23 protein-coding genes, 2 tRNA genes and 1 pseudogene are annotated in these 25772 nt (G+C 34.9%); 12 read left to right on the top strand and 14 right to left on the bottom strand.

The window, feature by feature from the left end; translation table 11 throughout:
- From rplA to rpsL, 9 genes are all read right to left on the bottom strand, one after another.
- Positions 1-654: a 50S ribosomal protein L1 gene (gene rplA / locus BWZ41_RS05880; protein ID WP_143689750.1), complete on the bottom strand. Its 654-nt coding sequence runs from the start codon at positions 652-654 to the stop codon at positions 1-3.
- A 4-nt stretch (positions 655-658) separates the two neighbouring features.
- Entirely contained in the window at positions 659-1099 is a 441-nt protein-coding gene (locus tag BWZ41_RS05875; RefSeq protein WP_143689749.1) for a 50S ribosomal protein L11, read from the bottom strand.
- Between the two features lie 2 nt (positions 1100-1101).
- The gene (gene nusG, locus BWZ41_RS05870) at positions 1102-1938 is read right to left on the bottom strand and encodes a transcription termination/antitermination protein NusG (protein WP_143689748.1); all 837 of its coding nucleotides are present in this window, start codon (positions 1936-1938) and stop codon (positions 1102-1104) included.
- Positions 1928-2128 carry a preprotein translocase subunit SecE gene (gene secE, locus BWZ41_RS05865; protein ID WP_241653945.1) on the bottom strand — a complete coding sequence of 67 codons (201 nt, stop codon included), beginning with the start codon at positions 2126-2128 and terminating at the stop codon, positions 1928-1930. The genes nusG and secE overlap by 11 nt, the downstream gene beginning before the upstream one ends.
- A 19-nt stretch (positions 2129-2147) precedes the next feature.
- Positions 2148-2220: transfer RNA gene (locus BWZ41_RS05860), tRNA-Trp, on the bottom strand.
- Positions 2221-2231: 11 nt separating this feature from the next.
- Entirely contained in the window at positions 2232-3404 is a 1173-nt protein-coding gene (tuf, locus tag BWZ41_RS05855; protein WP_143689141.1) for an elongation factor Tu, read from the bottom strand.
- Positions 3405-3416: 12 nt separating this feature from the next.
- Positions 3417-5492, bottom strand: coding sequence for an elongation factor G (gene fusA / locus BWZ41_RS05850; protein ID WP_143689747.1), 2076 nt, complete (start codon positions 5490-5492; stop codon positions 3417-3419).
- A gap of 21 nt (positions 5493-5513) precedes the next feature.
- Entirely contained in the window at positions 5514-5990 is a 477-nt protein-coding gene (rpsG, locus tag BWZ41_RS05845; protein ID WP_143689746.1) for a 30S ribosomal protein S7, read from the bottom strand.
- Positions 5991-5995: 5 nt separating this feature from the next.
- Positions 5996-6370, bottom strand: coding sequence for a 30S ribosomal protein S12 (gene rpsL / locus BWZ41_RS05840; RefSeq protein WP_143689745.1), 375 nt, complete (start codon positions 6368-6370; stop codon positions 5996-5998).
- A gap of 753 nt (positions 6371-7123) precedes the next feature.
- Here rpsL and ltrA point away from each other — a divergent pair.
- From ltrA to BWZ41_RS08120, 4 genes and pseudogenes are all read left to right on the top strand, one after another.
- Positions 7124-8371 carry a group II intron reverse transcriptase/maturase gene (gene ltrA, locus BWZ41_RS05835; protein WP_143689374.1) on the top strand — a complete coding sequence of 416 codons (1248 nt, stop codon included), beginning with the start codon at positions 7124-7126 and terminating at the stop codon, positions 8369-8371.
- Between the two features lie 91 nt (positions 8372-8462).
- On the top strand, positions 8463-8585 hold the full coding sequence (locus tag BWZ41_RS08300) for a hypothetical protein (protein ID WP_019078684.1): 123 nt from the start codon (positions 8463-8465) through the stop codon (positions 8583-8585).
- An 80-nt stretch (positions 8586-8665) separates the two neighbouring features.
- Positions 8666-9517: a peptide chain release factor N(5)-glutamine methyltransferase gene (gene prmC / locus BWZ41_RS05830; RefSeq protein ID WP_143689744.1), complete on the top strand. Its 852-nt coding sequence runs from the start codon at positions 8666-8668 to the stop codon at positions 9515-9517.
- Positions 9518-9598: 81 nt separating this feature from the next.
- Positions 9599-10020, top strand: a pseudogene (locus BWZ41_RS08120) (transposase); the annotation flags it as partial.
- Positions 10021-10225: 205 nt separating this feature from the next.
- Here BWZ41_RS08120 and BWZ41_RS05820 read toward each other — a convergent pair.
- Positions 10226-10825, bottom strand: a complete 600-nt coding sequence (locus tag BWZ41_RS05820) for a BON domain-containing protein (RefSeq protein WP_143689742.1) — start codon at positions 10823-10825, stop codon at positions 10226-10228.
- A 256-nt stretch (positions 10826-11081) separates the two neighbouring features.
- On the opposite strand from BWZ41_RS05820, the gene BWZ41_RS05815 reads away from it, so the two are divergent.
- From BWZ41_RS05815 to lon, 5 genes are all read left to right on the top strand, one after another.
- Positions 11082-11163, top strand: a tRNA-Leu gene (locus tag BWZ41_RS05815).
- 155 nt (positions 11164-11318) lie between these two features.
- Positions 11319-12662 carry a trigger factor gene (tig, locus tag BWZ41_RS05810; protein WP_143689741.1) on the top strand — a complete coding sequence of 448 codons (1344 nt, stop codon included), beginning with the start codon at positions 11319-11321 and terminating at the stop codon, positions 12660-12662.
- Positions 12663-12673: 11 nt separating this feature from the next.
- The gene (clpP, locus tag BWZ41_RS05805) at positions 12674-13300 is read left to right on the top strand and encodes an ATP-dependent Clp endopeptidase proteolytic subunit ClpP (RefSeq protein WP_143689740.1); all 627 of its coding nucleotides are present in this window, start codon (positions 12674-12676) and stop codon (positions 13298-13300) included.
- The gene (gene clpX / locus BWZ41_RS05800; protein ID WP_010406852.1) at positions 13300-14577 is read left to right on the top strand and encodes an ATP-dependent Clp protease ATP-binding subunit ClpX; all 1278 of its coding nucleotides are present in this window, start codon (positions 13300-13302) and stop codon (positions 14575-14577) included. Before clpP ends, clpX begins: the two co-directional genes overlap by 1 nt.
- Before the next feature lie 15 nt (positions 14578-14592).
- On the top strand, positions 14593-17049 hold the full coding sequence (lon, locus tag BWZ41_RS05795; protein ID WP_143689739.1) for an endopeptidase La: 2457 nt from the start codon (positions 14593-14595) through the stop codon (positions 17047-17049).
- A 100-nt stretch (positions 17050-17149) separates the two neighbouring features.
- Here lon and BWZ41_RS05790 read toward each other — a convergent pair whose 3' ends face one another.
- The 3 genes from BWZ41_RS05790 to BWZ41_RS05780 form a co-directional block, all read right to left on the bottom strand.
- A complete protein-coding gene (locus tag BWZ41_RS05790) occupies positions 17150-18706 on the bottom strand; it encodes a penicillin-binding transpeptidase domain-containing protein (RefSeq protein WP_143689738.1) in 1557 nt (518 codons plus the stop codon).
- Entirely contained in the window at positions 18661-19497 is an 837-nt protein-coding gene (locus tag BWZ41_RS05785) for a polysaccharide deacetylase family protein (RefSeq protein ID WP_143689737.1), read from the bottom strand. The genes BWZ41_RS05790 and BWZ41_RS05785 overlap by 46 nt, the downstream gene beginning before the upstream one ends.
- Positions 19498-19682: 185 nt before the next feature.
- On the bottom strand, positions 19683-19871 hold the full coding sequence (locus tag BWZ41_RS05780; RefSeq protein ID WP_241653944.1) for an ATP-binding protein: 189 nt from the start codon (positions 19869-19871) through the stop codon (positions 19683-19685).
- A 576-nt stretch (positions 19872-20447) separates the two neighbouring features.
- Here BWZ41_RS05780 and tnpC point away from each other — a divergent pair.
- Positions 20448-21800: an IS66 family transposase gene (tnpC, locus tag BWZ41_RS05775; RefSeq protein WP_143689736.1), complete on the top strand. Its 1353-nt coding sequence runs from the start codon at positions 20448-20450 to the stop codon at positions 21798-21800.
- A 415-nt stretch (positions 21801-22215) separates the two neighbouring features.
- Here the strand turns inward: tnpC and BWZ41_RS05770 are convergent, their stop codons facing one another.
- Positions 22216-24297: an AAA family ATPase gene (locus BWZ41_RS05770; RefSeq protein WP_143689943.1), complete on the bottom strand. Its 2082-nt coding sequence runs from the start codon at positions 24295-24297 to the stop codon at positions 22216-22218.
- 231 nt (positions 24298-24528) lie between these two features.
- On the opposite strand from BWZ41_RS05770, the gene BWZ41_RS05765 reads away from it, so the two are divergent.
- Together BWZ41_RS05765 and BWZ41_RS05760 are read left to right on the top strand one after the other, a co-directional pair.
- A complete protein-coding gene (locus BWZ41_RS05765; RefSeq protein ID WP_063630520.1) occupies positions 24529-25023 on the top strand; it encodes an RNA polymerase sigma factor in 495 nt (164 codons plus the stop codon).
- 54 nt (positions 25024-25077) lie between these two features.
- A partial coding sequence (locus BWZ41_RS05760; RefSeq protein ID WP_143689735.1) for an ATP-binding protein occupies positions 25078-25772 on the top strand: 695 nt, incomplete at its 3' end.

The raw sequence follows: 25772 nt of genomic DNA, 5'->3' as shown, positions 1-25772 counted from the left end.
TTAAATTATATCTTCTACTTTGTTTATTTTATGAGCTTTACCCATAGTTGAATTTAAAAAAACGCTTTTAAAGTAAACTCCTTTCACAGAAGCAGGTTTATTGTCTCTAATTACTTTAAGAAAGGCTTTTAAATTTTCCAGCAAATCATCAATATCAAATTTAATACTTCCTAATTTGCCATGAATAACCCCATTTTTATCCGTCCTGAATTTTATTTGACCAGACTTAATGGTTTTAGTAGCTTCCGCAATGTTAGAAGTCACAGTACCAAATTTAGGGTTAGGCATCAGCCCTTTAGCACCCAATACTTTTGCAATAGGAGTGATTTTTGCCATGAAATCAGGAGTAGTGATGCACCAATCAACATTCAACTTTCTACCTTTTTTTATCTCTTCAACTAAATCTTCTCCTCCTGTAATATCAGCACCAGCTTTTTCAGCTTCTAATAAATGTTTATCTTGAGCAAAAATAGCTACTTTAATATTCTTCCCGATACCTTTAGGCAAAACTACTGTACCACGCACCTGCTCTTCAGATTTACGTGAATCTACACCTAAATTGACTGCGATATCAACTGATTCATTAAATTTTGCTGAAGCAGACTCAACAATCTTCTCCAAACACTGCTTAGAATTATCATTATATGTACTCATTTACCTAACCTTCCACAACTTCTATACCCATAGATTTTGCAGTGCCTATAACCATCTTCACTGCTGAATCTTCATTATCCACTTTCATATCAACCATCTTACACTTTGCCACTTTAATGATAGCAGACATAGATAATTTAGCCACTAATTCTTTACCAGAATTACCAGAACCTTTACTTAATTTAGCTTCCTGCTTAAGCAAATAAGCCACAGGCGGACCGCTGACAGTAAAATCATGAGAACGATCATCCTTTATGGAAATTCTTACTGTTACTAAATCACCTACTTTATAACTAGCGTTAGCAGCGCTAGTGGCTTTATTAAAAGCTTCACAAAATTTAGGAACAGGTATACCACGCGGGCCAAGTACTGAAGCAATTTTCGGTCCTGGAACTGCTTTCCCAGCTTCCATAAGTAAGTTAATCTTAGCAACTATATTACTCATAATTAATCCTCTATTTTCTCTACTTGAGCCAAATCAAGCTCTATTATTGTTGGCTTACCTAAGATTGATACTTCAATATTAATAATTTTTTTCTCGTCATTTACCATATCTACCTTACCAGTAAAATTTTGAAAAAGACCATCATTAATTTTTACTTTTTCACCTTTCTCATAACCATAACTCAACTTTTTCGTTTCTTGAGCATTGTAAAGCGCACTACACATTGAGCGAATCTCATTATCCTCAATCACCTTTGGAACATTACCATTTTTCAAAAATCCATAAACCTTAAGAGATTTTGGTATATTATTAATAAAATTTAATACCTCATCGCATAAATTCATGTATAAAAAGACATAACCAGGAAAGGACTTCCTTCGTTTAGCATTTTTTTTAGATTTTAAATCCATCTCACTTAATTCTTCACAAGGAATAAAAACCCTATTAAAATAATTATTAATATTCAATCTCATAGAATTTTCTAATATATATTGGCGCACTTTCTCTTCATAATTAGAGGCAACTCTTAAAATGTACCACTTATATCTATTAAATTCCTTACGTTTTAAAATTACCTCATCATCTGAAATCATCTCAAAATGACCAGACTCATCACCACAAAACCCAGTCATTTGATTCAAAATATTTTTGCTTTCATCACACAGATGCATACATATATATACTTCACATAACTCTTTTATATCAGATTTTACATCACATACTGTCTGATAAGGAACAAACACCTCCTTAAAGTAAACAGTATTGGTTGCCAACTCGCATATATCCTTCTCATACCCGTAATCGACTTTAATGATATACCATTTATACTTATATTCCATAAATAATTCCAAATAAAGTCTTAATTACGTAAAGAGACATAAAATCTACGAAGCAAAAGAAAATCGAAAAGCATAATATAACAATTATTACAGTAAACAAAGATGACAATACCTGCTGTTTCTTTATCCAAGCAATTCTCCTTATTTCTTGCTTTATATCGCAAAAAAAAACATACAGGTTTTTTAACATTTCTACCATAACATTAATGCAGGAGCGATAGGAATTGAACCTACAACCTCTGGTTTTGGAGACCAGCGCTCTACCAATTGAGCTACACTCCTATAATTCAAATTTACTCTAAAATTTCCGAAACAACACCAGAACCAACAGTTCTACCACCTTCTCTTATCGCAAAACGCAATCCTTTATCCATCGCTATTGGTACTTGCAATTCCACTTCTATACTTACATTATCCCCTGGCATTACCATCTCCTTTCCATCTAGCAATTTTATGCTCCCAGTTACATCCGTTGTCCTTAAATAAAACTGTGGCTGATAATTTCCAAAAAATGGTGTATGCCTTCCTCCTTCTTCTTTCTTCAATATATACACCTCCGCATTAAATTTCTTATGCGGAGTTATTGTCCCTGGCCTTGCCAATACTTGCCCTCTCTCCACCTCTTCTCTCTTTGTTCCTCTTAGTAGTATTCCTACATTGAGTCCTGCACTTCCCTTATCTAGCAACTTCTTAAACATCTCAACACCAGTACATATCGTCTTTTGCGTCGCTTTCAAACCTATTATCTCTATCTCATCCCCTGTCTTTATCTCCCCCTTCTCTATTCTTCCTGTTACTACCGTCCCTCGGCCCGATATTGAAAATACATCTTCTATTGGCAATAAAAACGGCAAATCTATAGGCCTTGGAGGTACTGCCACATACTCATCTAACTTCTCCATCAATTTATCTATTGATTTCTTTCCATACTCACTACCATCATCCTCCAATGCTTTTAACGCAGATCCGACTATCACAGGCACTTCATCACCTGGAAATCCATACTTACTTAGCAATTCTCTCACTTCCATTTCCACCAAATCTATCATATCAGCATCAGCAACATCAGCTTTGTTTATATATACCACGATATATCCAACACCCACTTGTTTTGCCAGCAATATATGCTCTCTCGTTTGTGGCATTGGCCCATCAACCCCCGACACTACCAACACTGCTGCATCCATCTGTGCTGCACCTACTATCATATTCTTTACATAATCAGCATGTCCAGGGCAATCAACGTGTGCATAGTGTCTCTTTTCTGTTTGATATTCAACATGCGCTGTTGCTATTGTTATCCCTCTCTTTCTTTCTTCTGGCGCTTTATCTATCTGGTCATATGCTACAAAGTTACCATAATGCTTTGTTATCGCCGCTGTTAACGTTGTCTTCCCATGATCCACATGTCCTATCGTTCCCACGTTTACATGCGGCTTTCCAAATGCTTCTACTATCGCTGTCATAATTACTAACCTTTAATTATACTTTAACTTTAACTCATCAACCACATATTGTGGCACTTGCTCATAACAAGAAAAATGCATACTATACTGAGCTCTTCCCTGAGATATAGAACGCAAAACATTTATATAACCAAACATATTTGCAAGAGGAACCGAAGCAGTAATTATTTTGCTATTATTACCTAAATCCAGCATATCAACAACACTGCCTCTTCTACTATTTATATCACCCATAACATCACCCATATATTCTTCAGGAGTAATGATTTCCACTTTCATTATAGGTTCTAGCATTTTTGGACCAGCTTTATTTGCCATTTCCTTAAAAGCACCTTTAGCAGCAAGTTCAAAAGCCAAAGGACTAGAATCAACATCATGAAAAGCACCATCAAGAAGAGTAGCCTTAAAATCAATCAATGGAAAGCCAGAAATTATACCACCTTCTTTTATCAACTCTAAGCCATTTTGCACTCCAGGTATATACTCTTTTGGAATAGCACCGCCTACAATTTTACTTTCAAACTGAAAGCCAAAACCAGGCTCAAGAGGTTCGAATTTTATTTTAACTTTAGCAAACTGACCAGCACCACCTGATTGTTTTTTATGAGTGTAATCAATTTCAACAGATTTAGTGATAGTTTCACGATATGCAACTTGGGGCGCACCAACGTTAGCTTCAACATTAAACTCGCGCTTCATTCTATCAATAATAATCTCAAGATGCAGCTCACCCATACCTTTCAATATAGTCTGCCCACTCTCCGCATTTACTGACATCCTCAAAGAAGGATCTTCTGCAACTAATCTATTCAAAGCAACACCTAATTTTTCCTGATCTGAGGTAGTTTTCGGTTCTATAGCAGTTTCAATAACAGGATCAGGAAATTCCATACGCTCTAATAGTATAGGAAAATCAGATGAACATAAAGTATCACCAGTAATTGTTTTCTTTAATCCAACTAAGGCAACTATATCACCAACTTTAGCTTCGTTTATATCTTCTCTGTTATTTGCATGCATAAGTAACATTCTACCAATTCCTTCAGTCTCATTCTTTCCAGCATTTAACACAGCAGATTTAGATTTTAACTTACCGGAATAAATACGAATAAACGTCAAGCTACCTACAAATTTATCCGTCATCACTTTAAACGCAAGAGCAACGAATTTCTCTTTTTCTGAAGGTTTGATCTCAATTTTCTTTTCTGAATCTTTAGGATCAGTTCCAATAATTACATCAACATCAATAGGAGAGGGTAAAAAATCAACCACACCATCTAAAAGTGATTGCACGCCTTTGTTTTTAAAAGCTGACCCACATAATACAGGGACAAATTTTCCTTTAATGGTGCCTCTTCTCACACACTTTTTCAATAAATCAGTTGGCAGATCGTTAGATTCAAAGTAAATATTTATCGCCTCATCATCCATTTCAGCTGCAGCATCTAATAAAAGATTTCGATACTCTTGAGCCTTATCAAGCAAATCAGAAGGAATATCTTCATAAGAAAATTTAGCGCCTAATGTTTCTTCTTGCCATATAATAGCTTTCATAGAAATAAGATCGATTATGCCTTTAAAATCTTTCTCACTTCCTATTGGCAACTGAATAACTAAAGGTGATGCGCCAAGCTTCGTTTTTATCATATCGACACATCGATAAAAATTTGCCCCTATTCTATCCATTTTATTAACAAAGCAGATACGAGGAACGGTATATTTATCAGCTTGACGCCAAACCGTCTCAGACTGAGGCTCAACTCCAGCAACTCCATCAAATACAGCAACTGCACCATCCAAAACCCTCAAAGATCTCTCAACCTCAATAGTGAAATCAACATGACCAGGAGTATCTATTATATTAATCCTATGATCATTCCAAAAACATGTTGTTGCAGCAGAGGTAATTGTAATGCCACGCTCCTTCTCTTGCTCCATCCAATCCATAGAAGCCGCACCATCGTGCACTTCACCAATCCTATTTTGTTTACCAGTATAAAATAAAATACGCTCTGTTGTGGTGGTCTTGCCAGCATCTATATGAGCCATTATTCCTATATTTCTATACCTAGATATTAAAACTTCCATACCACAATCAATCAGCTAATATTAAAAACGAAGATGAGAAAATGCCTTATTAGCTTCAGCCATTTTATACTTTTCTTCACACATCTTAAATGCACCACCACATTTATTATAAGCATCTAATATTTCAGACTGCAAACAATAAACAGTAGTTCTACCACTCTTTTTTCGAGCAGCAGAAGTTGCTCTAGCAATCCACCTTAATGCCAAAGAAATTGCTCTATCTTGACGAATTTCAACAGGTACTTGATAAGTTGTACCACCAATACGTCGAGAACGCACTTCTATAGAAGGAGTAACATTTTCTACTGCTGTTTCAAAAATTGATAAGGCATCTTTGCCTATTTTCTTTTCAGCTAAGGACAAAGCACTATAAGCAATCTTTTCTGCAATAGATTTTTTACCACATTTCATAATTATATTAATAAAACGCATAAGCAAGACACTACCATAACGAGAGTCAGGGCTTGTTCTTTTTTTTGCTTTATTACGACGTGCCATAAATTTTAACCAGATTTCTTTACACCATATTTTGAACGAGCTTTCTTTCGATTTTGCACACCACGTAGATCAAGAGCACCTCTTATTATGTGATAACGTACACCCGGCAAATCCTTAACTCGCCCACCACGTATTAAAACAACGGAATGCTCTTGTAAATTATGACCTTCGCCAGGTATATAAGCCGTCACTTCACCGTATCCACTAATCTTTACTCTAGCTACCTTACGTAGTGCTGAATTAGGCTTTCTAGGAGTTGTAGTATATACCTTAGTGCAAACACCCCTTCTTTGAGGATTGCATTTTCCCAAAGCTGGTACCTTCTTCTTGCGAGCTAACCCTGATCTACCTTTACATATTAATTGATTTATCGTAGGCATATACTGTAAATTTAAAACTCTGAAAATAACTAAGTCTTAATTATAAAATAATAAACCTCAATAGTCAATATAAAAATAAACATTACTACTCTAATAATCTCAGCCTAATTGCTTTGAAAGCTACTGATAATTATATGCTAAAGCGCATATTGGTTTTAATATTAAGAAATTATCACTTGCTGTGGTCGAATTAATATAGATATGGAACAAGTAATATACTGAGATGACAGTGCGCTGTAGAGACACGGGAAGTGTTGAAGCTATGCAATAGATGAGGGAGGGTCCCTCGGAGTCGTTTTGCAAGAGCAGGCTTCAAACAGCCATAAGCTGCTGTGGTAAAGAGCTATGGTAGTGAGCGTTATGGAAAAGGTGCAATTATGCATCATGTGTAAAATAGAGAGGCGAATGAAAATGAACCACTGATGAAGTGTCGAAATTCCAAAGACGACGTCAAAACCATGGGCTCCTGAATCTCTTGGGATAAACCTATCAGGAACTTGTTTACTGGATAGGTGGCGTCCGGCATAGAGGTGGCGTGAACCTATTTTAGGCTATTGTGTGGAACTGCGGGAACCTGTCGTTTCGATGATAAGGAAGAAGTCCAAAGAGCCGATCTCTGAGGATGAGAGTACCGATGCGAAAAACAGGGGCGGATTAGCTCATAGTAGTGAAGAAGTTTCTGTAATGGAAATGGAGCGAAGGAGCTGAGTTATTTAGTTTTAATTATTTTGTCAACCGTAATGGGAGGAATTAATGAATAAAACAAAGTCTTTTGATATACCGAAACAACTTATTTGGAGAGCTTATAAACAAGTATCGAAAAATAAAGGTGCTGCAGGTGTAGATGAGGTTTCGATAACAAAGTTTGAGGAAAATCTAAAAGATAATCTATACAAACTATGGAATCGGATGTCATCCGGAAGTTATTTTCCAGAGCCAGTAAAAGCTGTAGCAATACCGAAGGATACGGGAGAAGGACAAAGAATTTTAGGTGTTCCTTCAGTATTCGACAGGATAGGGCAAACGGCAGCTTCTATGTATCTTGAGCCGCTAGTAGAGCCAAAATTCCACGAGGATTCATATGGTTATAGACCGAATAAATCTGCACTGGATGCGGTAAATACAGCACGCAAGAGATGCTGGAGGTACGATTGGACGATAGATCTTGATATATCTGGATTTTTCGACAATCTGGATCACGAATTAGTTTTGCAAGCTATCAAGAAATATACAAACTGCAAATGGGTCATACTGTATGTTGAGAGGTGGATGAAAGCCCCTATTCAACAAGCAGATGGCACTAGGGAAGTGAGGAATAAGGGAGTTCCGCAAGGAGGTTCAGTTAGCCCAATCATCTCTAATATATTCATGCATCATGTGTTTGATATATGGATGAAAAAGAACTACCCGACAGTACCATTTGAGAGGTATGTGGATGATGCGATAGTGCACTGCAGAACTAAGAGACAGGCAGAATTTATGAAAGTAATGATCGAAGAAAGATTGGCTAAGTGTAAATTGAGGTTACATCCCGAAAAGACACAGATAGTGTACTGTAAGGATGGTAATAGGAGAGATGAGTTTCCTACACAAAACTTTGATTTCTTGGGCTATACCTTTAGAGCTAGAGGAGCAAAGAGCAAAATAGGAGAATATTTTGTTGGATTTCTACCTGCAATTAGCAATAAGGCCAAGAAAAAGATCACTCAAACCATAAGGTCATGGAAAATACATAGATTTACAGGAAAGAAGTTGGAGGAAATATCAAAGGAAGTAAATCCAATAGTCAGAGGCTGGTGTCAGTATTATGGCAGGTTTTACCAAACGGAGATGTATACATCTCTCAGAAATATAGAGAGATACCTCATAAGATGGGTCAGAACCAAATATAAGAAACTTCGAGATCATGGAAGACTAGCAAAGCAATTTCTAGGAAAAGTGAGAAAGAGGTCTCCAAATATTTTCTATCATTGGACACTTGGGTTAGGATCAAAGGGCTAAATAATGGGAGCTGTATAAACCGAGAGGTTTCCGTACAGTTCTGCGAGAGACTGGTGGGGAAGTTCCGCTGGTCTACTCTCCATCAAAGAATATGCAGAAAATAATGCTTATAATAGAGCCAAGAGCTTCTAACATTAATGCAAAAATACCAACCGAACTAACCGAATTACCAGTAAAGCCGGATGATTTTTATAATCCTACTCTTGACACTTAGATTTAATGCAGCTACCCTAGGTTCAGAATTCTATACTCAATTTTGCTGTTCTTGCATACAAGGAACACGTTTTTAGAATAATGAAAACAATCAGCACTTTAATTAAAGAAGGGTCAAAGCTACTATCATCACATAGAATTGAATCACCACATTTGGATTGTGAAATCATCATGCAGTACGTACTTGGAGTAGAAAGATCATTCACAATCATGAATCACATCAATCAGGTACCAAGAAACAAAGAACTTCTATTCTGGAAATTAACAAAAAAAAGAGCAGAAAGATATCCAATATCGCAAATAATAGGTAATCGTGAATTCTGGAGTAAAAATTTTATAGTTAACCAACATGTTCTAGATCCAAGACCAGATAGTGAGACAGTAATTTCAACAGTGTTAAAATATTACCAAAATAAGAAGCAAAAAATAAAAATTGCAGATTTTGGCACAGGCACAGGCTGTTTGTTGATCTCCGTACTTAGTGAGTATGAATATGCTATTGGAGTTGGTTTTGAAAAAAGCCTGGAAGCATACAAAATTACCTGCCAGAACACAAAGAAACATAATCTTCTCAACAGAGCTAAAATATTTCCAAATTCGTGGACAGAATGCAGAGATTTATTTGATCTCATAATAAGCAATCCTCCATATATTAAAAGAAGTAAGTTAAAAGATCTGCAAGCTGAAGTGCAAAAAGAGCCAAGAATTGCTCTTGATGGCGGTATCGATGGATTGAGCTGCTACCTGAGTATTTTTCCAATATTGAAAAAGTGCCTTAAAAAAGATGGGTTTGCGATATTGGAAATAGGCGAAGATCAAAGCAATATTGACAAAATAATACCCTTATATGGACTGGCTTTTCAGGAATACGTATACGACTTGGCTGGAATGAAAAGATGCATTGTTGTAAAGCAAGATAAAGAACATAACTAGTAGAACGCTAGCTTTCTAAGAACCTGTTCATAATCTCAAGAAAGGCATAAAGTAAGAAATAGAGTGTATAAATTAGGATATATGAGGAGTGTATACCCAAGTGACATAAGTCGAGAGAAGTTTGAGATTATTTCACCAGATCTGGAGTCTTGTGGAAAAAACAAAACCAAAAAAACTTGATTTGTATGATGTATTTTGCGGAGTGTTGTATGCCCTAAAAAGTGTTTATCAGTGGAGGATGCTACCAAAAGAGTTTCCCAAAACGGCGCAATTGTTATGATTATTTCAAAAATGGAGTAAAAAAGTAAAAGGAAATAAAAAAAGTATTTTGGAGTGCATGTTAAAAAAATAGTTAGTGTGGTCCGACAAAACAATGTTTGGAAAGAAAAAACCAGCTTTTGCATAATTGACGCTCAGAGTGTAAAGAACGCAGACACTGATGAAGAAAAAGGCTATGACGCTGGTAAAAAATCTCAGGAATAAAACGCCATATCGCACAAGATATAGATGTTTGCTATTTATTCTTAAGCTTATTTAAATAGCATTTTACTTTTTTAGTATGTAGAGATTTTCTAGAAATTATTCTATTGAATTCTATGATATTATTTTTTGTAGCATTGTTATACATACCATAAGAGTGAACTGACGAAATTTGTAAAGTAGCTTTATGGCTTAGCTACATGATACTAACACTCAAGTAAATTTTCATCAATGGCGCAATTTGCTATGTCTATATCTCACATAGCTTACAACTTGCTTTACTCCTTTTACTTTTCTTGCAATTGCTATTACAGCTTTTAATTCCACCTTATTTTGAGCTATACCCATCAAATAAACGACTCTATCAACTGTATTAACGCTATAATTAATTGATTTAATATTTCTTTTTCCCAGAAGCCTCGTGCTTATCTCTGCTGTTATCATACCATCTACAGTAACATCTAGCATAGAAGCCATTTTAATTGGTGTGACTCTTATTTCATTTATCACTTCTTTAATCTCTTTTTGCTGCCAAGCTATTTTCTCTGCTGTGAGTTGCTTTTCATGATTATCAACATTTCCAATGAGTAATACTCTTCCTTCACTCACTTTAACTTTTATAGATGAGAACAGTCCGTGTTTTAAGAGTCCCTTATTGATTCTTATTACTATAGTTGTATCATCAATAATGTTTCCCAAGGATTTATCTTGCATTGTTATTGATGTAGCCGCTGCAGTTGCTGTTACCACTATACCACTTACAAGAGCCGTACAGCCACTCTGTGTAATCAGAAAAATTGCGAGTAAGAAGCTTGCTATTAATCTCATTATTAATTTCCAGAGTTTAGAGCCTTAATTAAAGAATATTAATAAGCTTTTTTTATTGTGTAAATACTATAAATTGAATAAGCCTTGAATATTTCTAAGACAGTACTTATCTTAATGGTGTTAGTTAAAGTAATTCAGGATTAGATTCATAGTGGAGTTAACCAGTATTATAAGTTCAGTCTGTGGTACTAAGATCTAATCTTTAAATTGTATAAGATGACAGAAGTGGTTATCTATAAGTTAATGAAGGGCTCTTGCGGATATGGCGAAATTGGTAGACGTGCCAGGTTTAGGTCCTGGTGAGCTTGCTCGTGGGGGTTCAAGTCCCTCTATCCGCACTTAAAGTCATGTAACTCAGGTTTTAAGAGAAAATTTATAATCACTAAGTACACTTTTGTTTGTATAAGAACCTGTTCTTAAGGATTGTATTTAACTTAAATTCTGGTAAAGTGGCTTTATTAAAACATAAATAAAATATTGATAACAGGTTGTAATGTCTAGTAATATACCTCAAAATGCAGTCGAAGCAGATACATTAAGTAATATATATACCTACAAGGAACTTAGTGTAGATAAACTAAAGTATGAGTATGAAATCACAGTTAGTAGTGATTATATAGAACAAAAGATAAACTCTAGATTACAAGAAATAGCGAAGAATGCAAAATTGCCTGGATTTAGATCAGGAAAGATGCCTTACGATCTTGTTGTTACAAATTATAAAAACGAAGCTTTGGAATATGTGATAAACGATACGATTGACTATTGCTCAAGTGATTTAATGAAAAAAATCGAAGTTAAGTCTCACATCCATCCTAAGGTTGATATTATGTCATTACCAAACCTGGATAAAAAGGATGAAAAAGGCGACTTTCTGTACAAATTATCTTTTGAATCGATGCCAAAAGTGCCAGTGATAGATCTTGATAAAATAAATTTGAAGAAAGTTAAGGCAAAAATCAAAGAGGGAGACATACAAGAATTTATTGATTCTATAAAAACAAAATTTCCTAACTTTGTCTCTGTTGATGATGTTTCTTATCAAGCAAAAAACGAGGATAAACTGATAATTGACTTTGAAGGGCGAATTAGAAATAAGCTCTTTCAAGGTGGAAGTGGCAAAAACTTTACTGTTAATTTAGGATCTGGAACATTTATAAATGGTTTTGAAGATCAATTAATTGGCATGAAAAAAGGGGAAACAAAAAGCTTTAAGTTGAGATTTCCTGAAGATTACCAGGTAATTTCCCTTGCGGGGCAGGAGGCTGCTTTTTCTGTTCGAATTAATGATATTCAGATTGCTGAAGACTTGCAAAGTGATGATGAAATAGCCAGGAGAATTGGTTTTGAAGATCATTCTTCGCTAATAAATCATATAAAAGAAGTAATTGATAATCAGTGTAAAGAAATGGGAGATCTCTTAATTAAGAAAGAGCTATTTGATTGTTTGGATGCTAGTTATAGTTTTGATTTGCCTATACAAGTAGTAAAACAGGAACAGCAGAGAGTTGAAAGAGAGTTGAATGCTAAAGGTGATTCTTGTAAAGAAGCTGAAAGACGTGTAAAGCTTGCAATGCTATTTATGGAGTTCAGTAAAGAACATGAAATATCATTAACTCAAAATGATATTATGAACGTTATTGTAAATCAATATGTCAGTAAAGATGTATCATTTGACAGAGTATTTAAACATTTTAAATCAGATGGACAATTTCAGGAATTAGTTAGAGGGCAAGCGCTTGAGTATAAAGTGACAGATTATATGATAGAAAAAGTTAGTAAAGAAGAACAGATTGTTTCTGTGAAAGAATTAAAGGAATTATTTGATAATATTTGATAGGAAAAGGTATGACTCTTATACCAATTGTAGTTGAACAAACTAGTCGCGGTGAGCGGGCTTATGACATATATTCAAGGCTAGTAAAAGAAAGAATAATTTTCGTAACTGGCCCTATTGAAGACAACATGGCCAGCGTAATAGTAGCACAGCTTTTATTTTTAGAATCGGAAAATCCCGATAAAGACATTTGTATGTATATTAACTCACCAGGTGGTGTTGTAACTGCTGGTTTGTCGATCTACGATACAATGCAGTATATAAATCCAGACGTTTCAACTTTGTGTATAGGTCAAGCTGCATCTATGGGTTCTTTGTTGCTTACAGCTGGTGCGGAGGGTAAACGTTACTCGCTACCTCATTCAAGAATTATGATACATCAGCCATCTGGTGGTTATCAAGGTCAAGCAACTGACATAGAGATACATGCTAATGAAATTTTGCGAGTTAAGAAAAAACTAAATCAAATTTATGAAAAACATACTGGAAATTCACTAAAGAAAATTGAGGGAATGATGGAAAGAGATAAATTCATGGATCCTGAAGAAGCAATGAAAATTGGCTTGATTGATAAAGTAATAGCTGAGCGTAAAGATATGAAGATTGAAAATATTAAAGTTAAACAAAAGGTAGTTTAATGGATAACAATAATGATTTACACTACTGTTCTTTTTGTAACAAGGCACAAAACGAAGTAGATAAATTGATTACTAACTCTTCAGATGGTTTAAAGGTGTTCATTTGTAATGAATGCATAGAGTTATCCCATAAAGCAATAAGTCAAAAGAAAGAGAGAGCCTTTAATTCAGATCATATATCTGATATGAAGCTATTACTAAAGAAACCTGAAGATATAAAAAATTTTCTTAGTAAGCATGTTGTAGGTCAGGAACATGCGCAACACGTTTTATCTGTGGCTATGTATAACCATTGTCAATCCATGGTGCAACTTCATTCTATAAGTGATATTGAAATTGAGAAGTCAAATATAATGCTTATTGGCCCTACTGGTTCTGGTAAGACTTTGCTAGCAAAAACACTTGCTAAAGTTTCAGATGTGCCATTTGCTATGGCCGATGCGACAACTTTGACTGAGGCAGGTTATGTAGGTGATGATGTAGAAAGCGTGTTGTCACGTCTATTACAAGCTGCAAATTATGATGTTGCAAAGGCACAGCATGGTATAGTGTTTATCGATGAAATAGACAAGATCACAAGAAAGTCTGAAAGCGCTTCAATAACCCGTGATGTTTCAGGTGAAGGGGTCCAACAAGCTCTACTAAAAATCATGGAAGGTACGGTTGCTTATGTTCCTCCACAAGGAGGGCGAAAACACCCGCAACAAGAGTTTATACAAGTAGACACTAGTAACATACTATTTATTTGTGGAGGAGCTTTTGAAGGCCTAAATAAAATTATTGAGGCAAGAAAAAAGGGAACATCAGTTGGCTTTGGAGCAGATATAAGTCAGTCTAAAGCACAAAAGAAAAAAAATGCTTTACGCGATGCTCAACCTGAGGACTTAATCAAATTCGGTTTGATACCCGAATTTGTAGGACGGGTTCCAATAACTGCTGTTCTAGATGAGCTGGATCACGAGGATTTAATACATGTGTTGACAGAGCCAAGAAATGCGCTAGTAAAACAATATAAAGCATTGCTTGCATTTAGTAAAGTAAACCTTGAGTTTTCAGATGAAGCAATATCAGCTATTGCTAAAAAAGCTATAAGCTATAAAACAGGTGCAAGGATGTTACGTGCTATCTTAGAGTCACTTTTACTTGATGTTATGTATATATCCGGCAACGGAGGTTTTGAAGGTAGCACTATAACGGTTACTAAGAAAATGGTAGAATTAGGCAAAGCGACGATTAATCATAATAATAAGGGTAGTGTTATAACGGTTAATGATTAATTTGAGGCATATATTATGAGTATTGGACGTGCTGTAAACTTTAATTCTACTGTATTACCAGTATTACCTCTAAGAGATGTAGTAATTTTTCCAAATATAATGCTGCCTTTATTCGTAGGTAGAGAAAAATCTGTTCATGCACTAGAGTATGCAATAAGTAGCAGTAGTCACCAAAACGAGATTTTTCTCATAGCACAAAAAGATGGTTCTATTGATAATCCAGAGCCAGAGAATCTTTATGAAGTAGGCGTGTTAGCAAACATTATACAACCATTAATAAAACTGCCTGACAATGCAGTAAAAGTCATGATTCATGGGGTAAGAAGGGGAAGAGTTATAGAATATATTAGCTCTCACACTTTGTTACAGGCCAGAGTAGCGTTAGATGGTCATTATGAGTATGGAGAAAATGAAGATAATATTGATTTAGAAGCTTTAAGGCGTTCTGTTATAGATGCATTCGACAATTGGTGTAAACTAAGCAAGAAAAGTCGACCCGAGATTATTATTGACCCCATTGATCAAGTTAAAGAGGTTAATCAAATTGTAGATATGATAGCTTCGCACTTAAATATAAAGGTATCAGATAAGCAAAACATACTTGAAGTTTATAACCCAAAAGAGCGTTTAAAAAAAGTTTTTGCTCTTATTGAGAGAGAAATAAGTATTTTGAGTGCACAAAACCGCTTGTATAAGACAATTAAATCACAGGTTGAAAGTACTCAAAAAGTTTACTACCTTAATGAGCAATTAAAAGCTATACAGAAAGAATTAGGTGAGTTTGAAAATGGAGATGAAGGGAATATACTCAATGAATTTGAAAAAAAGATAAATGAAACAAAGCTTTCTGAGGAAGCAAAAAAGAAAGCCATAACTGACTTAAAGAGATATAAGAAAATGAATCCCATTTCTCCTGAAGCAACAGTTATATCTAGTTACTTGCATTGGTTGCTTGATTTGCCATGGGGAAAGTACAAAGATGCAAAAATTAACTTAAATGCGGCTAAAAAAATCTTAGATGAAAATCATTATGGCATAGAGAAAGTAAAAGATAGAATAATAGAATTTTTAGCAGTATTAAAGAGAGTAAAAGAGATAAAGGGTCCTATACTTTGCTTAGTTGGACCACCTGGTGTTGGTAAAACTTCTTTAGCTAAGTCTATGGCAAAAGCAGTAGGAAGAGATTTTGTTCGCATATCTCTTGGTGGTATACGTGATGAGTCTGAAATACGAGGACACAGAAAAACTTATATTGGCTCAATGCCTGGTAAAATCATTCAACACATGAAAAAAGCTAATTCATGCAACCCGCTTTTTCTGCTTGATGAAATAGATAAGATGGGTTCTGATTCGCGTGGTGATCCTGCATCTGCATTACTTGAGGTTTTGGATACTGAGCACAATAAACACTTTACGGATCATTACTTGGAAGTTGAATTTGATCTTTCAAGTGTAATGTTTGTAGCTACGGCAAACAGCTTAAATTTGCCACATCCTTTGCGTGATAGGATGGAAATTATACAATTATCTGGATATAGCGAAGATGAGAAGATCAGTATTGCTACGCATCACCTTATTCCAAAATTAAAAAAAGAGCATGGTTTGCATCAGAAGGAGTGGAAAATAACTAATGAAGCATTATACGAGTTGATACGTTTATATACACGTGAGAGCGGCGTGCGAAGCATGGAAAGGGAACTTGCAAAGCTCATGAGAAAAGCAGTTAAAGCAATATTAACTGATAAAAATAAGAAAATATCCGTAGAGGTTGGTAATTTACAAGATTACCTAGGGGTACGTAAGTATACCTTTGGCATTGCAGAAAATGAGAGTTTGGTAGGGGTAGTAACTGGTCTCGCCTATACTGAAACAGGTGGTGATATTTTAATGATAGAGTCAGTCCTAATTCCGGGCAAGGGGGAAATAAAATACACAGGAAAGCTTGGAGAGGTTATGCAAGAGTCTATAAAAGCTGCGTATAGTTATGTGCGATCAAATTGTTTATTTTTCGATATAAAACCCGAAAAATTTCAAAATAATGATATACATTTGCATGTACCTGAGGGTGCTGTGCCAAAAGATGGTCCCTCTGCTGGCAGTGCAGTATGTACATCTATTGTTTCTCTTATGACAAATATACCAGTTAACAAAAGTGTTGCTATGACAGGTGAAGTAACATTGCGTGGTAGAGTGTTGGCTATTGGGGGTTTGAGAGAAAAATTGCTTGCTGCGCTAAGAGGATCAATCAAAACTGTGATTATACCAAGTGAAAATGAGAAAGATATGCAAGAGATTCCTGCAAATATAAAAGAAGAAATCAATGTAATTTTTGCTGAGAATATTGATGAAGTTATAAAAGTTGCTTTAATCCGCCCTATTACTTCAATTGATGGTGATAGTCAAAATAGTCTACCTTCCTCCATAGAAAATAAAGATAGTACCTTCTCTGCGTTAGAAACATTAAAGCACTAAATTGAAAAGGTTTATGCAATTTTCGTTTCTTTTTTTTTAACCTCAAAGCTCTGATTTGAATATATAAATTACAAGTAACATATATGGCAATTTCATAAGTTCATTTTTCAAGCATATATTGCAATATCTCACTAGCAATTGCAACATCTTGGCGTGGAGTTTTGCCATGTTCTATAAACACTGAGATTGCATAGCGCGGATCATGGTAGGGGCCATAAGCGATAAACAATTTATGACTTTCACCTTTAGAGTTTATCTCTGGTGTACCGGTTTTGCCAGCAATTTGTATACTGCCTAGTCCTTTTCTATAGTTAGAATTCACCACGTCAAACATAGCTTTTCGAACCACACTAAGATGCTCATGATTCACATCAATATCAAGAAAGTCTTGCCCTGGTTTACTCATCTCAATGTGGGGAATTACCTCCTTTCCTGTTGCAACCCTCGCTGCAAGAACCGCAAGCTGTAGTGGTGTTGTAAGTAAATACCCTTGTCCTATAACTAAGTTAATGGTATCACCTAAATACCACTCTGAATATAGCTTGCGTGCACGCCAATTCATGTCAGGCAACAATCCCGGAGCTTCTTCCTTAAACATTCCAATTAATGGTCCACTTCCTATACCAAATTTGCTAGCCATTTCTAGTAGAGAATCTACATTTATTTTTTTTCCTATATTATAAAAGTAAGTGTTGCATGAGAAGGCCATTGCCTCGTTTAAAGATACATATCCATGGACTTTGCTTTTTAGGCAACGAAATTTTCGTTCACCTATTTTCATATAGCCCCTACACGAGAACTTTTCTTCTGGTGTTATTATTCCATCTTTTAAACCCGCAAGCGCATCTATTATTTTAAATATTGAACCAGGTGGAATTTGATATGATAATGCACGGTTTACAAGCGGTAATGAAGGATTGTTTAAATTTTTCCAAGTTTCATTTGATAATCTGCTAGTGAAAAGATTATTATCGTAAGAAGGTGAATTATATAATGCTAAAATTTCTCCGTTATTTACATCAATTACCACTGTGGAACCTTGGTGATCTTTAAATATCTCTGCAATTTTCTTCTGTAAATCAACATCAATTGTCAGTTGTATATCTTGTCCATCTTGCTGCGGTATGCTAGATAACTCTCTCATGATACGCTTCTTAGAATTTATTTCCTGCTCAGATTTTCCGGTCTTGCCTTTTAATACATGGTCATATGTATATTCAATTCCACTAACCCCTGCTTCATTTATGTCTTGCTGTTTTTTTGTATATCCGATTATATGAGAACATATCGAACCAAACGGGTAATAACGTTTATAAAGAGCAGTTATTTTTGTATCTGATGATTTTGTTGTATCAGGTTTAATTTCTGATAACATCTGCAAATCAACTTCCCTAGTAAAGGTTTTTTGCCCATCAAATAAAACAATATACGAAATTTTGTTTACTGCGAGTTCAACGCTATTCCTATCCAAAATCCTGCCTCGTTTAGGTACAATAGTAACAACTTTTATCCTATTATTATTGGATAGCACTTCATATTTTTGTCTATCTCGTACTTGTAAAGTATACAACCTATAACTAAAAATAGCAGAAATAGTAAGCTGAATACCACCTAATATGAATGCCCTGCGGTTGAAGACCTTGTTTTTTGTCCACATAGAATTCCTTTAGAATGCACTCCTTCTCCTTTTATTGGCATATTTCTAGCTTTCACCACATCACAAATCCTCTTTTCCCAATCACTTAAGGTAACAAGCTCATAACCCCATTTTTTTAGTATTTTAATAATCTGAGGTAAAGATTCAACTGTATTTGATTTGTTATCGTGATCATGGAACAATATAATCGCTCCATTATGTACATTGCTCAAAACTCTTTCAACCAGAATCTCTGATTTATCGCCTTGCCAGTCCAGAGAATCAACTGTCCATAGTATGGAACACATATTTAATCGATTAGTATTTTCGATCAAATTATCATTGTGACATCCATATGGTGGACGAAACCATTTTACATTCTGTTCTGTTGCATTTTTAATTGCCACATTTGTCTTTTCCAGTTCTTGCAATTGCTCCTCACTTGAAAGTGATGTCAATTTCCTATGCGACCAAGAATGATTACCTAATTCATGACCTGCTTTATGGATTTTGTTTACTATTTCAGATGTTTTTTTATTTATACGCTCACCAAGCACAAAAAATGTCGCTTTTGTTTTATTGCTCTCCAGAATATTAATAATATCTCCTGCTCTATTATAAGACGGTCCATCATCAAACGTAAGTGCAACGAACTTATCTTTGTTATTCAATAATTTCTTTATATTACTTAAATTTCTATATGATAGATCAAAATCACAACTGAGCCCACGATATGGTAAGTTAAAGTTACAATCACTACAGAAAACTGCGCTTGAATATAGCAAAAGAAAAGCGATTATTCTTATAAACATATATAATCAGCAAAGTGATAGAGTACTACATTTTTTTGCTAAATTAAACCACTTTTAACAGCTACTGTTTACTTCGTTACTTTGTCAATATATTATATTAATAACTTTATATAATATAGTATGATTGCAAATATAAATACCGTTGCACTTCAGGGAACCAGCACAGTAAATGTTAATGCACAAATTCACATGGCAAATGGTATTCCAGCTTTTAAGGAGTAATATTGTTCAAAATACTTACCAAACTCTTGAATTAAACGACTTTTTCCTATACGACGCCTTCCTTTGACTACTACAAAAGATGCAGTATTTTTTTCTGTAAGCTCCAGTAATTGCTTTAACTCAGTTTTTCTACCAATAAATGATGGAGACATAAAATACGAAACATAAATCTTTGTCTCCGTTATACGCGATAAAATTGGAGACGTAAATAAATAAATTTAGATCTTTGTCTCCATTTTAAGCAGTTTACGAGCTCAGTAGCTTATGTTTATGGCAGCAACTTTTTTCCTTTAGCTTCATCTACAAATTATTTATAGAGATTACCTAAAGACTCAACTTAAGAATTTTAGATAAAGGTCGTTATATCTCAATAAGACCTCCAAAATAACCAGCTCTTGTTTCACCGAAATTACAAAAACTGTTCACCTTTTTGAAAAGATATTTTACAACAAATAAAAAACGTGATAAGCTAAAGTAAGCTTTTTTTTATAAGCAAGTAAAAGTTTAAAGTAAAAAATAATTTAGAGGTGCCTCGTGGTCGAGTTTTAAGCTACTCTACATAAGTAATTTAGGTCTTAGTGTTATATTTGTACCCTGAAGTTGTAGAATGGCTTTAAAACGCAATTACGGGTATCCATTCAGAGGTGTGGCAAGGATAAAAAACAATTGACATAATATATTAAAGTAGTAATAACACAAAATGTTGATAGTAAAGTAAGGCTAAATTGTTGATCAGTATTGTAGAGTTATGTAAAAACTTAGAGCAGAAAGTAGCAAAGCTTGAAGAAAAAAATAAAATCTTAGAAATAGAGAATGCTGAACTAAGAGAGAGACTCGGCTTAAACTCAAGGAATTCATCTTTACCAAGTTCAAAAGAGCTGTACAAAATAAAAAAAGACACACCAGAAGATAAGTCAGAGAGCGGCAGGAAGATAGGTGGTCAAGTTGGACATAAGGGAAATTGCCGAGCTAAAATGGAAGCAGATGAGGTGGTGAAGGTAGAGTTACCAAATAGATGCGAGTGTGGTGAAGAAATCGCAATATCGGAAAAACCATATGTCTATCAAAAAGTTGATTTACCAGAAATTAAGCCTTACGTAGTTGAGTATCAATTAGAACATGGTCGCTGTCGTAAATGCGGAAAAAGAAGGAGTAGCAAATTACCAGAAGGAGTTACACCGGATACCTTTGGTCCTAGAGTTAAGTCAGTAGTTGCATCACTAAGTGGGTTTTATAAGAATTCAAAGCGAGAAATAGCGAATATTATGAAAGACATCTTTAACATGAGTATAAGTGTTGGTAGTGTGTCCAATAGTGAAGCAAGGGTTTCGTCAAAATGTAAAGAAGCCTATGAACAAATAGAGGAAGAAATAAAAGCAAGCGAAATTTTGCATATTGATGAAACCAGTCACTACAACAAAGGCAAATTGGGATGGTGCTGGATGTTTGCCAACAATAAAGCAAGTCTTATGAAGTTAGCAGATACAAGAGGAATGAAATTTTTAAAGAATAGTGCATTTTGTGATTACAAAAACCTGGTAATTACCGACAGATATGCAGTTTACAACCACTTCAGTGATGAAAAACGACAAATTTGTTGGGCTCACTTATTGAGAAATTTCGAGAGGTTATCTCATAGTTGGAATAGTGAAGTAATGAGACTTGGCCATTGTTTAAAAGACGCAGCTAATGGATTGTTTGTATTAAAAAACGCTTTGTCAGAAAATGAAATTAGTATTTCAAAGTTCACTAAGCAAGCTAAAGAATTACGAAGATACATACAGTACTGCATGATAAAAATATCTTATATACTTGAAGCAAAAGGAGCTTCACGAACGGTAAAGGGTATTATAAAATCCGAGTCAATGATGTGGACATTTTTGGATGACCCAGAGAATATTCCATTAACGAATAACCATGTTGAGCGACAGATACGGCATTATGTTGTCTATCGTAAGAATTCATATTTTGCACAGTCAGAGCGAGGGAATAGATTTCTTGAGCGGATAATTTCGTTGTATCTGACTTGGAAACAAAAGGAATTAAACCCTTTTCAAAACCTGCTAGCTGTTGTTTCTTAAACCACACCTCTGAACGGATACAATTACGGGCCATTTGTTTTTTCTGAGCGTTTTCTTTCATTTCTTTTATCAGATAACTTTGAAAGAGAGCTTTACACATATACATAACTTATTATTGTAAGTAAAAGAGAAACGAACAGAGTAGTATGTTTTAAAGTCATACTACTATATTATTATTATATAATAATAGGAGTTATTCTGAAAACTGAAAGTTGAACAAAACCCTCTATATTCCTGAACTTTTTCCCTATTGCTCAGTCTGCAGCTATAAAATTCAATAATCCCTCTAAGTTGTTGAAAATCTCGCATTTCTTTCATCCTTACTAAATTCAGTCTGCATAGACTAAGCAAATTCTGAAGACAAACTGAGCAAATCCGAAGACTGAAATAACTCATATTTTCTATTTTAATTTTATTAATTGCAGATGCTATGATGAACCCAAGTATTCGGATTTTCAACTGGTAAAATGCTACCATTCTCCAGTGATTTATAGTCGGTTGGTAAGACCTTTTCATAAATTGTCACTTCTTTATTCAGTTGATGATCAAATACCTTACTTTTCTTTTCCATGCCTGCAACACAAAGCACCCCATATCTAGTTCTTGCTCCATTTTTATCTTCTCTGTTAAATTTTATATAGCCTTTTGTAGCTAAAGTATCAATACGTTCACGGATCGAATGTTGACTACCAAGACCTGCTTTATTCTCAAATGCCTGACAGAACGAATTTATTGTATATAGACGTCCCTTCCGTGCTTCATCATAAATTAATTGTAGAATAGTATCATACCTACGCGAACGTTCTGCATCTAACCTTTGACCATAATCTTTATTCACAAGTCTTTGCGATTCATAATCAACTACGTACCAGTTATTGTTAATTTTATCAACGTATTTTGATGCAATAGCATGACCATTGCGTAACTCAAATATTAGCTGACGACAGCTTTGTTGTTCATTTGGTCTAAACATTATCATTCCTGTAGTATAAAAACTTCGCAATGAACCAGCTCCACTAAAGCTTTGAAAGGGATCTTCTTCTAATGATTTCTTTTGAATCTTTTTTGTATGATGTACTAAAATAACCCCTGCATCTTGATTAGCCAGCTTTCTCAATTTACCAACCCTTTCTTGTAGAAAGAATAACATAGCATTGTTGTCATTTTCACTACTATTCTCGCCGGCATCAAAAATATTGCGTAGTGGATCTATTGCTATTATATCAACTGCATTCGAGCCAAATGAACTTTCTATTTTATCTAAAATAATCTCTATACTATCATCATTTAGAAGCAACTCCACTTGTGGTGTAATAACTAAGTTATATCCAGCAATTTCAAGAAGTTCTTCATTTAGTTTAATCTGCTGAAGACGTTCACGCATATAGTGATAGCCAATTTCAGTTTGTAAGTAAAAGATTTTCAAAGGTCTTGTGGGCATCATGTTCAAAAATGGAACTCCTCCTGCCATGTGTAATAACCAAGAAATAAGAAAATCACTTTTTCCAACCTTAGGTGCACCTGCAAACACCAATAGTCCTCCTGGAGTTAAAATTCTTGGAGCTATTATGTCTTTCGGCATTGGTGATTTATCGTTTAAATACTTTATTACTGGAATTGCTGAAAGTGAAATGCGACGTCCTGCTTTTTGAACTTTCGAGAATTCCTCGGTAGTTGATAGTTTTTTCACATATGGAACTTGAAGAATTGAAGATAAGAATTTTTCAACATTTATACCTTCTTTCACGCAATCAGCAGCGTCCCAACCCTTTGGTTTATCTTTAGGTATTTCCAAAATGCAAAGTTCTTCAACTCCAAGACAAGTAAGTTTCATAGCAGATTTTTCAGCGTATTTCTTACCTGGTTCATCATTATCTGGCCAAATAATAACATGTTTACCTTTGAGTGGTGTCCAATCTGTTTTATTTGGGTCTGCATTTGCTCCAGACATTGCAGTTGTGGCAGTAATACCTTGCTCTATGAGAGCATTTGCACACTTTTCCCCTTCTACAAGAAGAATTTTATCGGACTTTAAAATACCTGGAATATTATATAGTGGCCTTATCTCTGGTACACTAAAGGTGGATTTTTTGATATCAAAAGGAAGATATCGCTTTCCATTATTATCATCATAACGATAGACTCTAACAATAGCTTGGCCGTTTTCATCGTAATAATCCCAATATGCAGTTGAAGTTTTGAAATGACCAAGCCATTGAGCTATAGAAGTCATTACTTCAGGAAACTCTATTCTCGTACTTTTTCTATGTACTCCTGCCCAAAGATCAATGATATCACCACCTTCTCCTGTTGCAAAATCATGCCATAGGCCAGCTTCACTGCCACTTAATTCTACTACCAGACTCTTGCCTTTATCACCTTGTATATTGCCTACATAAAACTTATCACCACGAAAAGTTCCGTTAGGTAGCAAGTACAAAAGACAAGATCTTAGGTTTAATAGAAGTCGTTCTTTAAGTTCTTGAACATTATTCATGAAATCACCTGTAAGTTGAAAATCTTGTTCTATATATTCACCGGATTTACAAAAACTGTTCAGTTCATAGGTGCATTGTCTGATCAAAGTTTTGAGTGTCTGAGGTTTGAAAAAAGATTCTAGACTTTCAGAGGGTAAAAAACTCACGATTGTCTGAGGTATTTTTTTCATGTCCTACAATATTTACTAAGAAAGTTTCATCCTTAAGTCTTTCATTTAAGGATACATCTTATGAAATCTCGAAACTCTTATTCAGGTATTGATCCTAAAGTTGTTAATTTAATAAAATTTTACGCAAAACATTATAAGTCGCTTACTGATCAAGATATTGAAGACATAGAACAAGACCTCTTCTGTGAGTTTCTTTCATGCATAGATCAGTATGATAAAACTAAGGGCAGTCTTTCCACTTTCGCTAAGCAAGTTGTTAAAAATCGTATTAATAATCTAGTCCGTAAACACTCACGTACTACTCCTAAACTTGAAAATAATGTGCAACAGGAAAGTTACTGTTTTGAAGATGAAGCGATACTACGTATTGATGTTGAGCAAATTATTTCAAAATTACCAAAGAAATGGCAAGTTTTATGTGAACAATTAAAACACCACAGCATTGCTGAAGTTGCAGATATGAATAATATATCACGGACTACTTTGTACAACATTCTCAAGAAAATGCGATCTAAATTTGCACCTGTTTACGGAAAAAAGCATAAGAAAAATTGAACAGTTTTTTGAAATTTGGTGAATTTATATATAGTGGCAAATTAAGGTAAAAGCATGAAAATAATAAACAGCAAAGAAAGAGCAAAACTGATCACAGGTGTAAAGGTAGTAATCTTTGGACCTTATGGAATCGGCAAAACCAGTCTGCTCAAAACCCTCGATGAATCAACAACACTTTGCCTTGATTTTGAAGCAGGACTTCTAGCTGTACAAGACTGGAAAGGAGATTCAATCGAGATGCACACTTGGAATGAGTCAAGAGATATTGCTTGTCTTATTGGTGGTCCTAATCCTGCATTAAGGTCTGATCAGGCGTATAGTCAAAAACACTATGAGCATGTCTGTAGCAAGCACAAAGATCTTCTTTCTGAAGTTTCTAAATATCGCTCTATTTTTATTGATAGCATAACTGTTGCATCACGTTTATGTCTTTTATGGGCAAGAATGCAACCTGAAGCTTTTTCAGATAGATCGGGGAGAGAAGATAAAAGAGCTGCTTACGGATTACTCGCACAAGAAATGATGGCCTGGCTCAATCAGTTTCAACATATCAGAGACAAAGACATCATCATAGTTGGCACCTTAGGTCAATATCTCGATGACTGTAATCGTTCAACATGGCTACCTCAATGTGAAGGTGCTAAAACTGCTAGTGAAATTCCAGGTATTGTTGATGAAGTAATTAGCATGGTTGGAATCAAGAAAGATGATGGAACAGAGAAACGTTCATTTGTCTGTCAGACTATTAA

Origin of the sequence: Wolbachia endosymbiont of Nilaparvata lugens, assembly GCF_007115045.1 — a bacterium.
Lineage (GTDB): Bacteria > Pseudomonadota > Alphaproteobacteria > Rickettsiales > Anaplasmataceae > Wolbachia.
The sequence above is the reverse complement of the archived record's forward strand: the minus strand, read 5'-3'. Positions and strand labels throughout refer to the sequence as shown.

What these genes read in the sequence shown, in the direction of transcription:
- rplA (WP_143689750.1), bottom strand. Translation starts at nt 654, where the DNA reads ATGAGTACATATAATGATAATTCTAAGCAGTGTTTGGAGAAGATTGTT.
- BWZ41_RS05875 (WP_143689749.1), bottom strand. Translation starts at nt 1,099, where the DNA reads ATGAGTAATATAGTTGCTAAGATTAACTTACTTATGGAAGCTGGGAAA.
- nusG (WP_143689748.1), bottom strand. Translation starts at nt 1,938, where the DNA reads ATGGAATATAAGTATAAATGGTATATCATTAAAGTCGATTACGGGTAT.
- secE (WP_241653945.1), bottom strand. Translation starts at nt 2,128, where the DNA reads ATGTTAAAAAACCTGTATGTTTTTTTTTGCGATATAAAGCAAGAAATA.
- tuf (WP_143689141.1), bottom strand. Translation starts at nt 3,404, where the DNA reads ATGACAGCGATAGTAGAAGCATTTGGAAAGCCGCATGTAAACGTGGGA.
- fusA (WP_143689747.1), bottom strand. Translation starts at nt 5,492, where the DNA reads ATGGAAGTTTTAATATCTAGGTATAGAAATATAGGAATAATGGCTCAT.
- rpsG (WP_143689746.1), bottom strand. Translation starts at nt 5,990, where the DNA reads ATGGCACGTCGTAATAAAGCAAAAAAAAGAACAAGCCCTGACTCTCGT.
- rpsL (WP_143689745.1), bottom strand. Translation starts at nt 6,370, where the DNA reads ATGCCTACGATAAATCAATTAATATGTAAAGGTAGATCAGGGTTAGCT.
- ltrA (WP_143689374.1), top strand. Translation starts at nt 7,124, where the DNA reads ATGAATAAAACAAAGTCTTTTGATATACCGAAACAACTTATTTGGAGA.
- BWZ41_RS08300 (WP_019078684.1), top strand. Translation starts at nt 8,463, where the DNA reads ATGCAGAAAATAATGCTTATAATAGAGCCAAGAGCTTCTAACATTAAT.
- prmC (WP_143689744.1), top strand. Translation starts at nt 8,666, where the DNA reads ATGAAAACAATCAGCACTTTAATTAAAGAAGGGTCAAAGCTACTATCA.
- BWZ41_RS05820 (WP_143689742.1), bottom strand. Translation starts at nt 10,825, where the DNA reads ATGAGATTAATAGCAAGCTTCTTACTCGCAATTTTTCTGATTACACAG.
- tig (WP_143689741.1), top strand. Translation starts at nt 11,319, where the DNA reads ATGTCTAGTAATATACCTCAAAATGCAGTCGAAGCAGATACATTAAGT.
- clpP (WP_143689740.1), top strand. Translation starts at nt 12,674, where the DNA reads ATGACTCTTATACCAATTGTAGTTGAACAAACTAGTCGCGGTGAGCGG.
- clpX (WP_010406852.1), top strand. Translation starts at nt 13,300, where the DNA reads ATGGATAACAATAATGATTTACACTACTGTTCTTTTTGTAACAAGGCA.
- lon (WP_143689739.1), top strand. Translation starts at nt 14,593, where the DNA reads ATGAGTATTGGACGTGCTGTAAACTTTAATTCTACTGTATTACCAGTA.
- BWZ41_RS05790 (WP_143689738.1), bottom strand. Translation starts at nt 18,706, where the DNA reads ATGTGGACAAAAAACAAGGTCTTCAACCGCAGGGCATTCATATTAGGT.
- BWZ41_RS05785 (WP_143689737.1), bottom strand. Translation starts at nt 19,497, where the DNA reads ATGTTTATAAGAATAATCGCTTTTCTTTTGCTATATTCAAGCGCAGTT.
- BWZ41_RS05780 (WP_241653944.1), bottom strand. Translation starts at nt 19,871, where the DNA reads ATGTCTCCATCATTTATTGGTAGAAAAACTGAGTTAAAGCAATTACTG.
- BWZ41_RS05770 (WP_143689943.1), bottom strand. Translation starts at nt 24,297, where the DNA reads ATGAATAATGTTCAAGAACTTAAAGAACGACTTCTATTAAACCTAAGA.
- BWZ41_RS05765 (WP_063630520.1), top strand. Translation starts at nt 24,529, where the DNA reads ATGAAATCTCGAAACTCTTATTCAGGTATTGATCCTAAAGTTGTTAAT.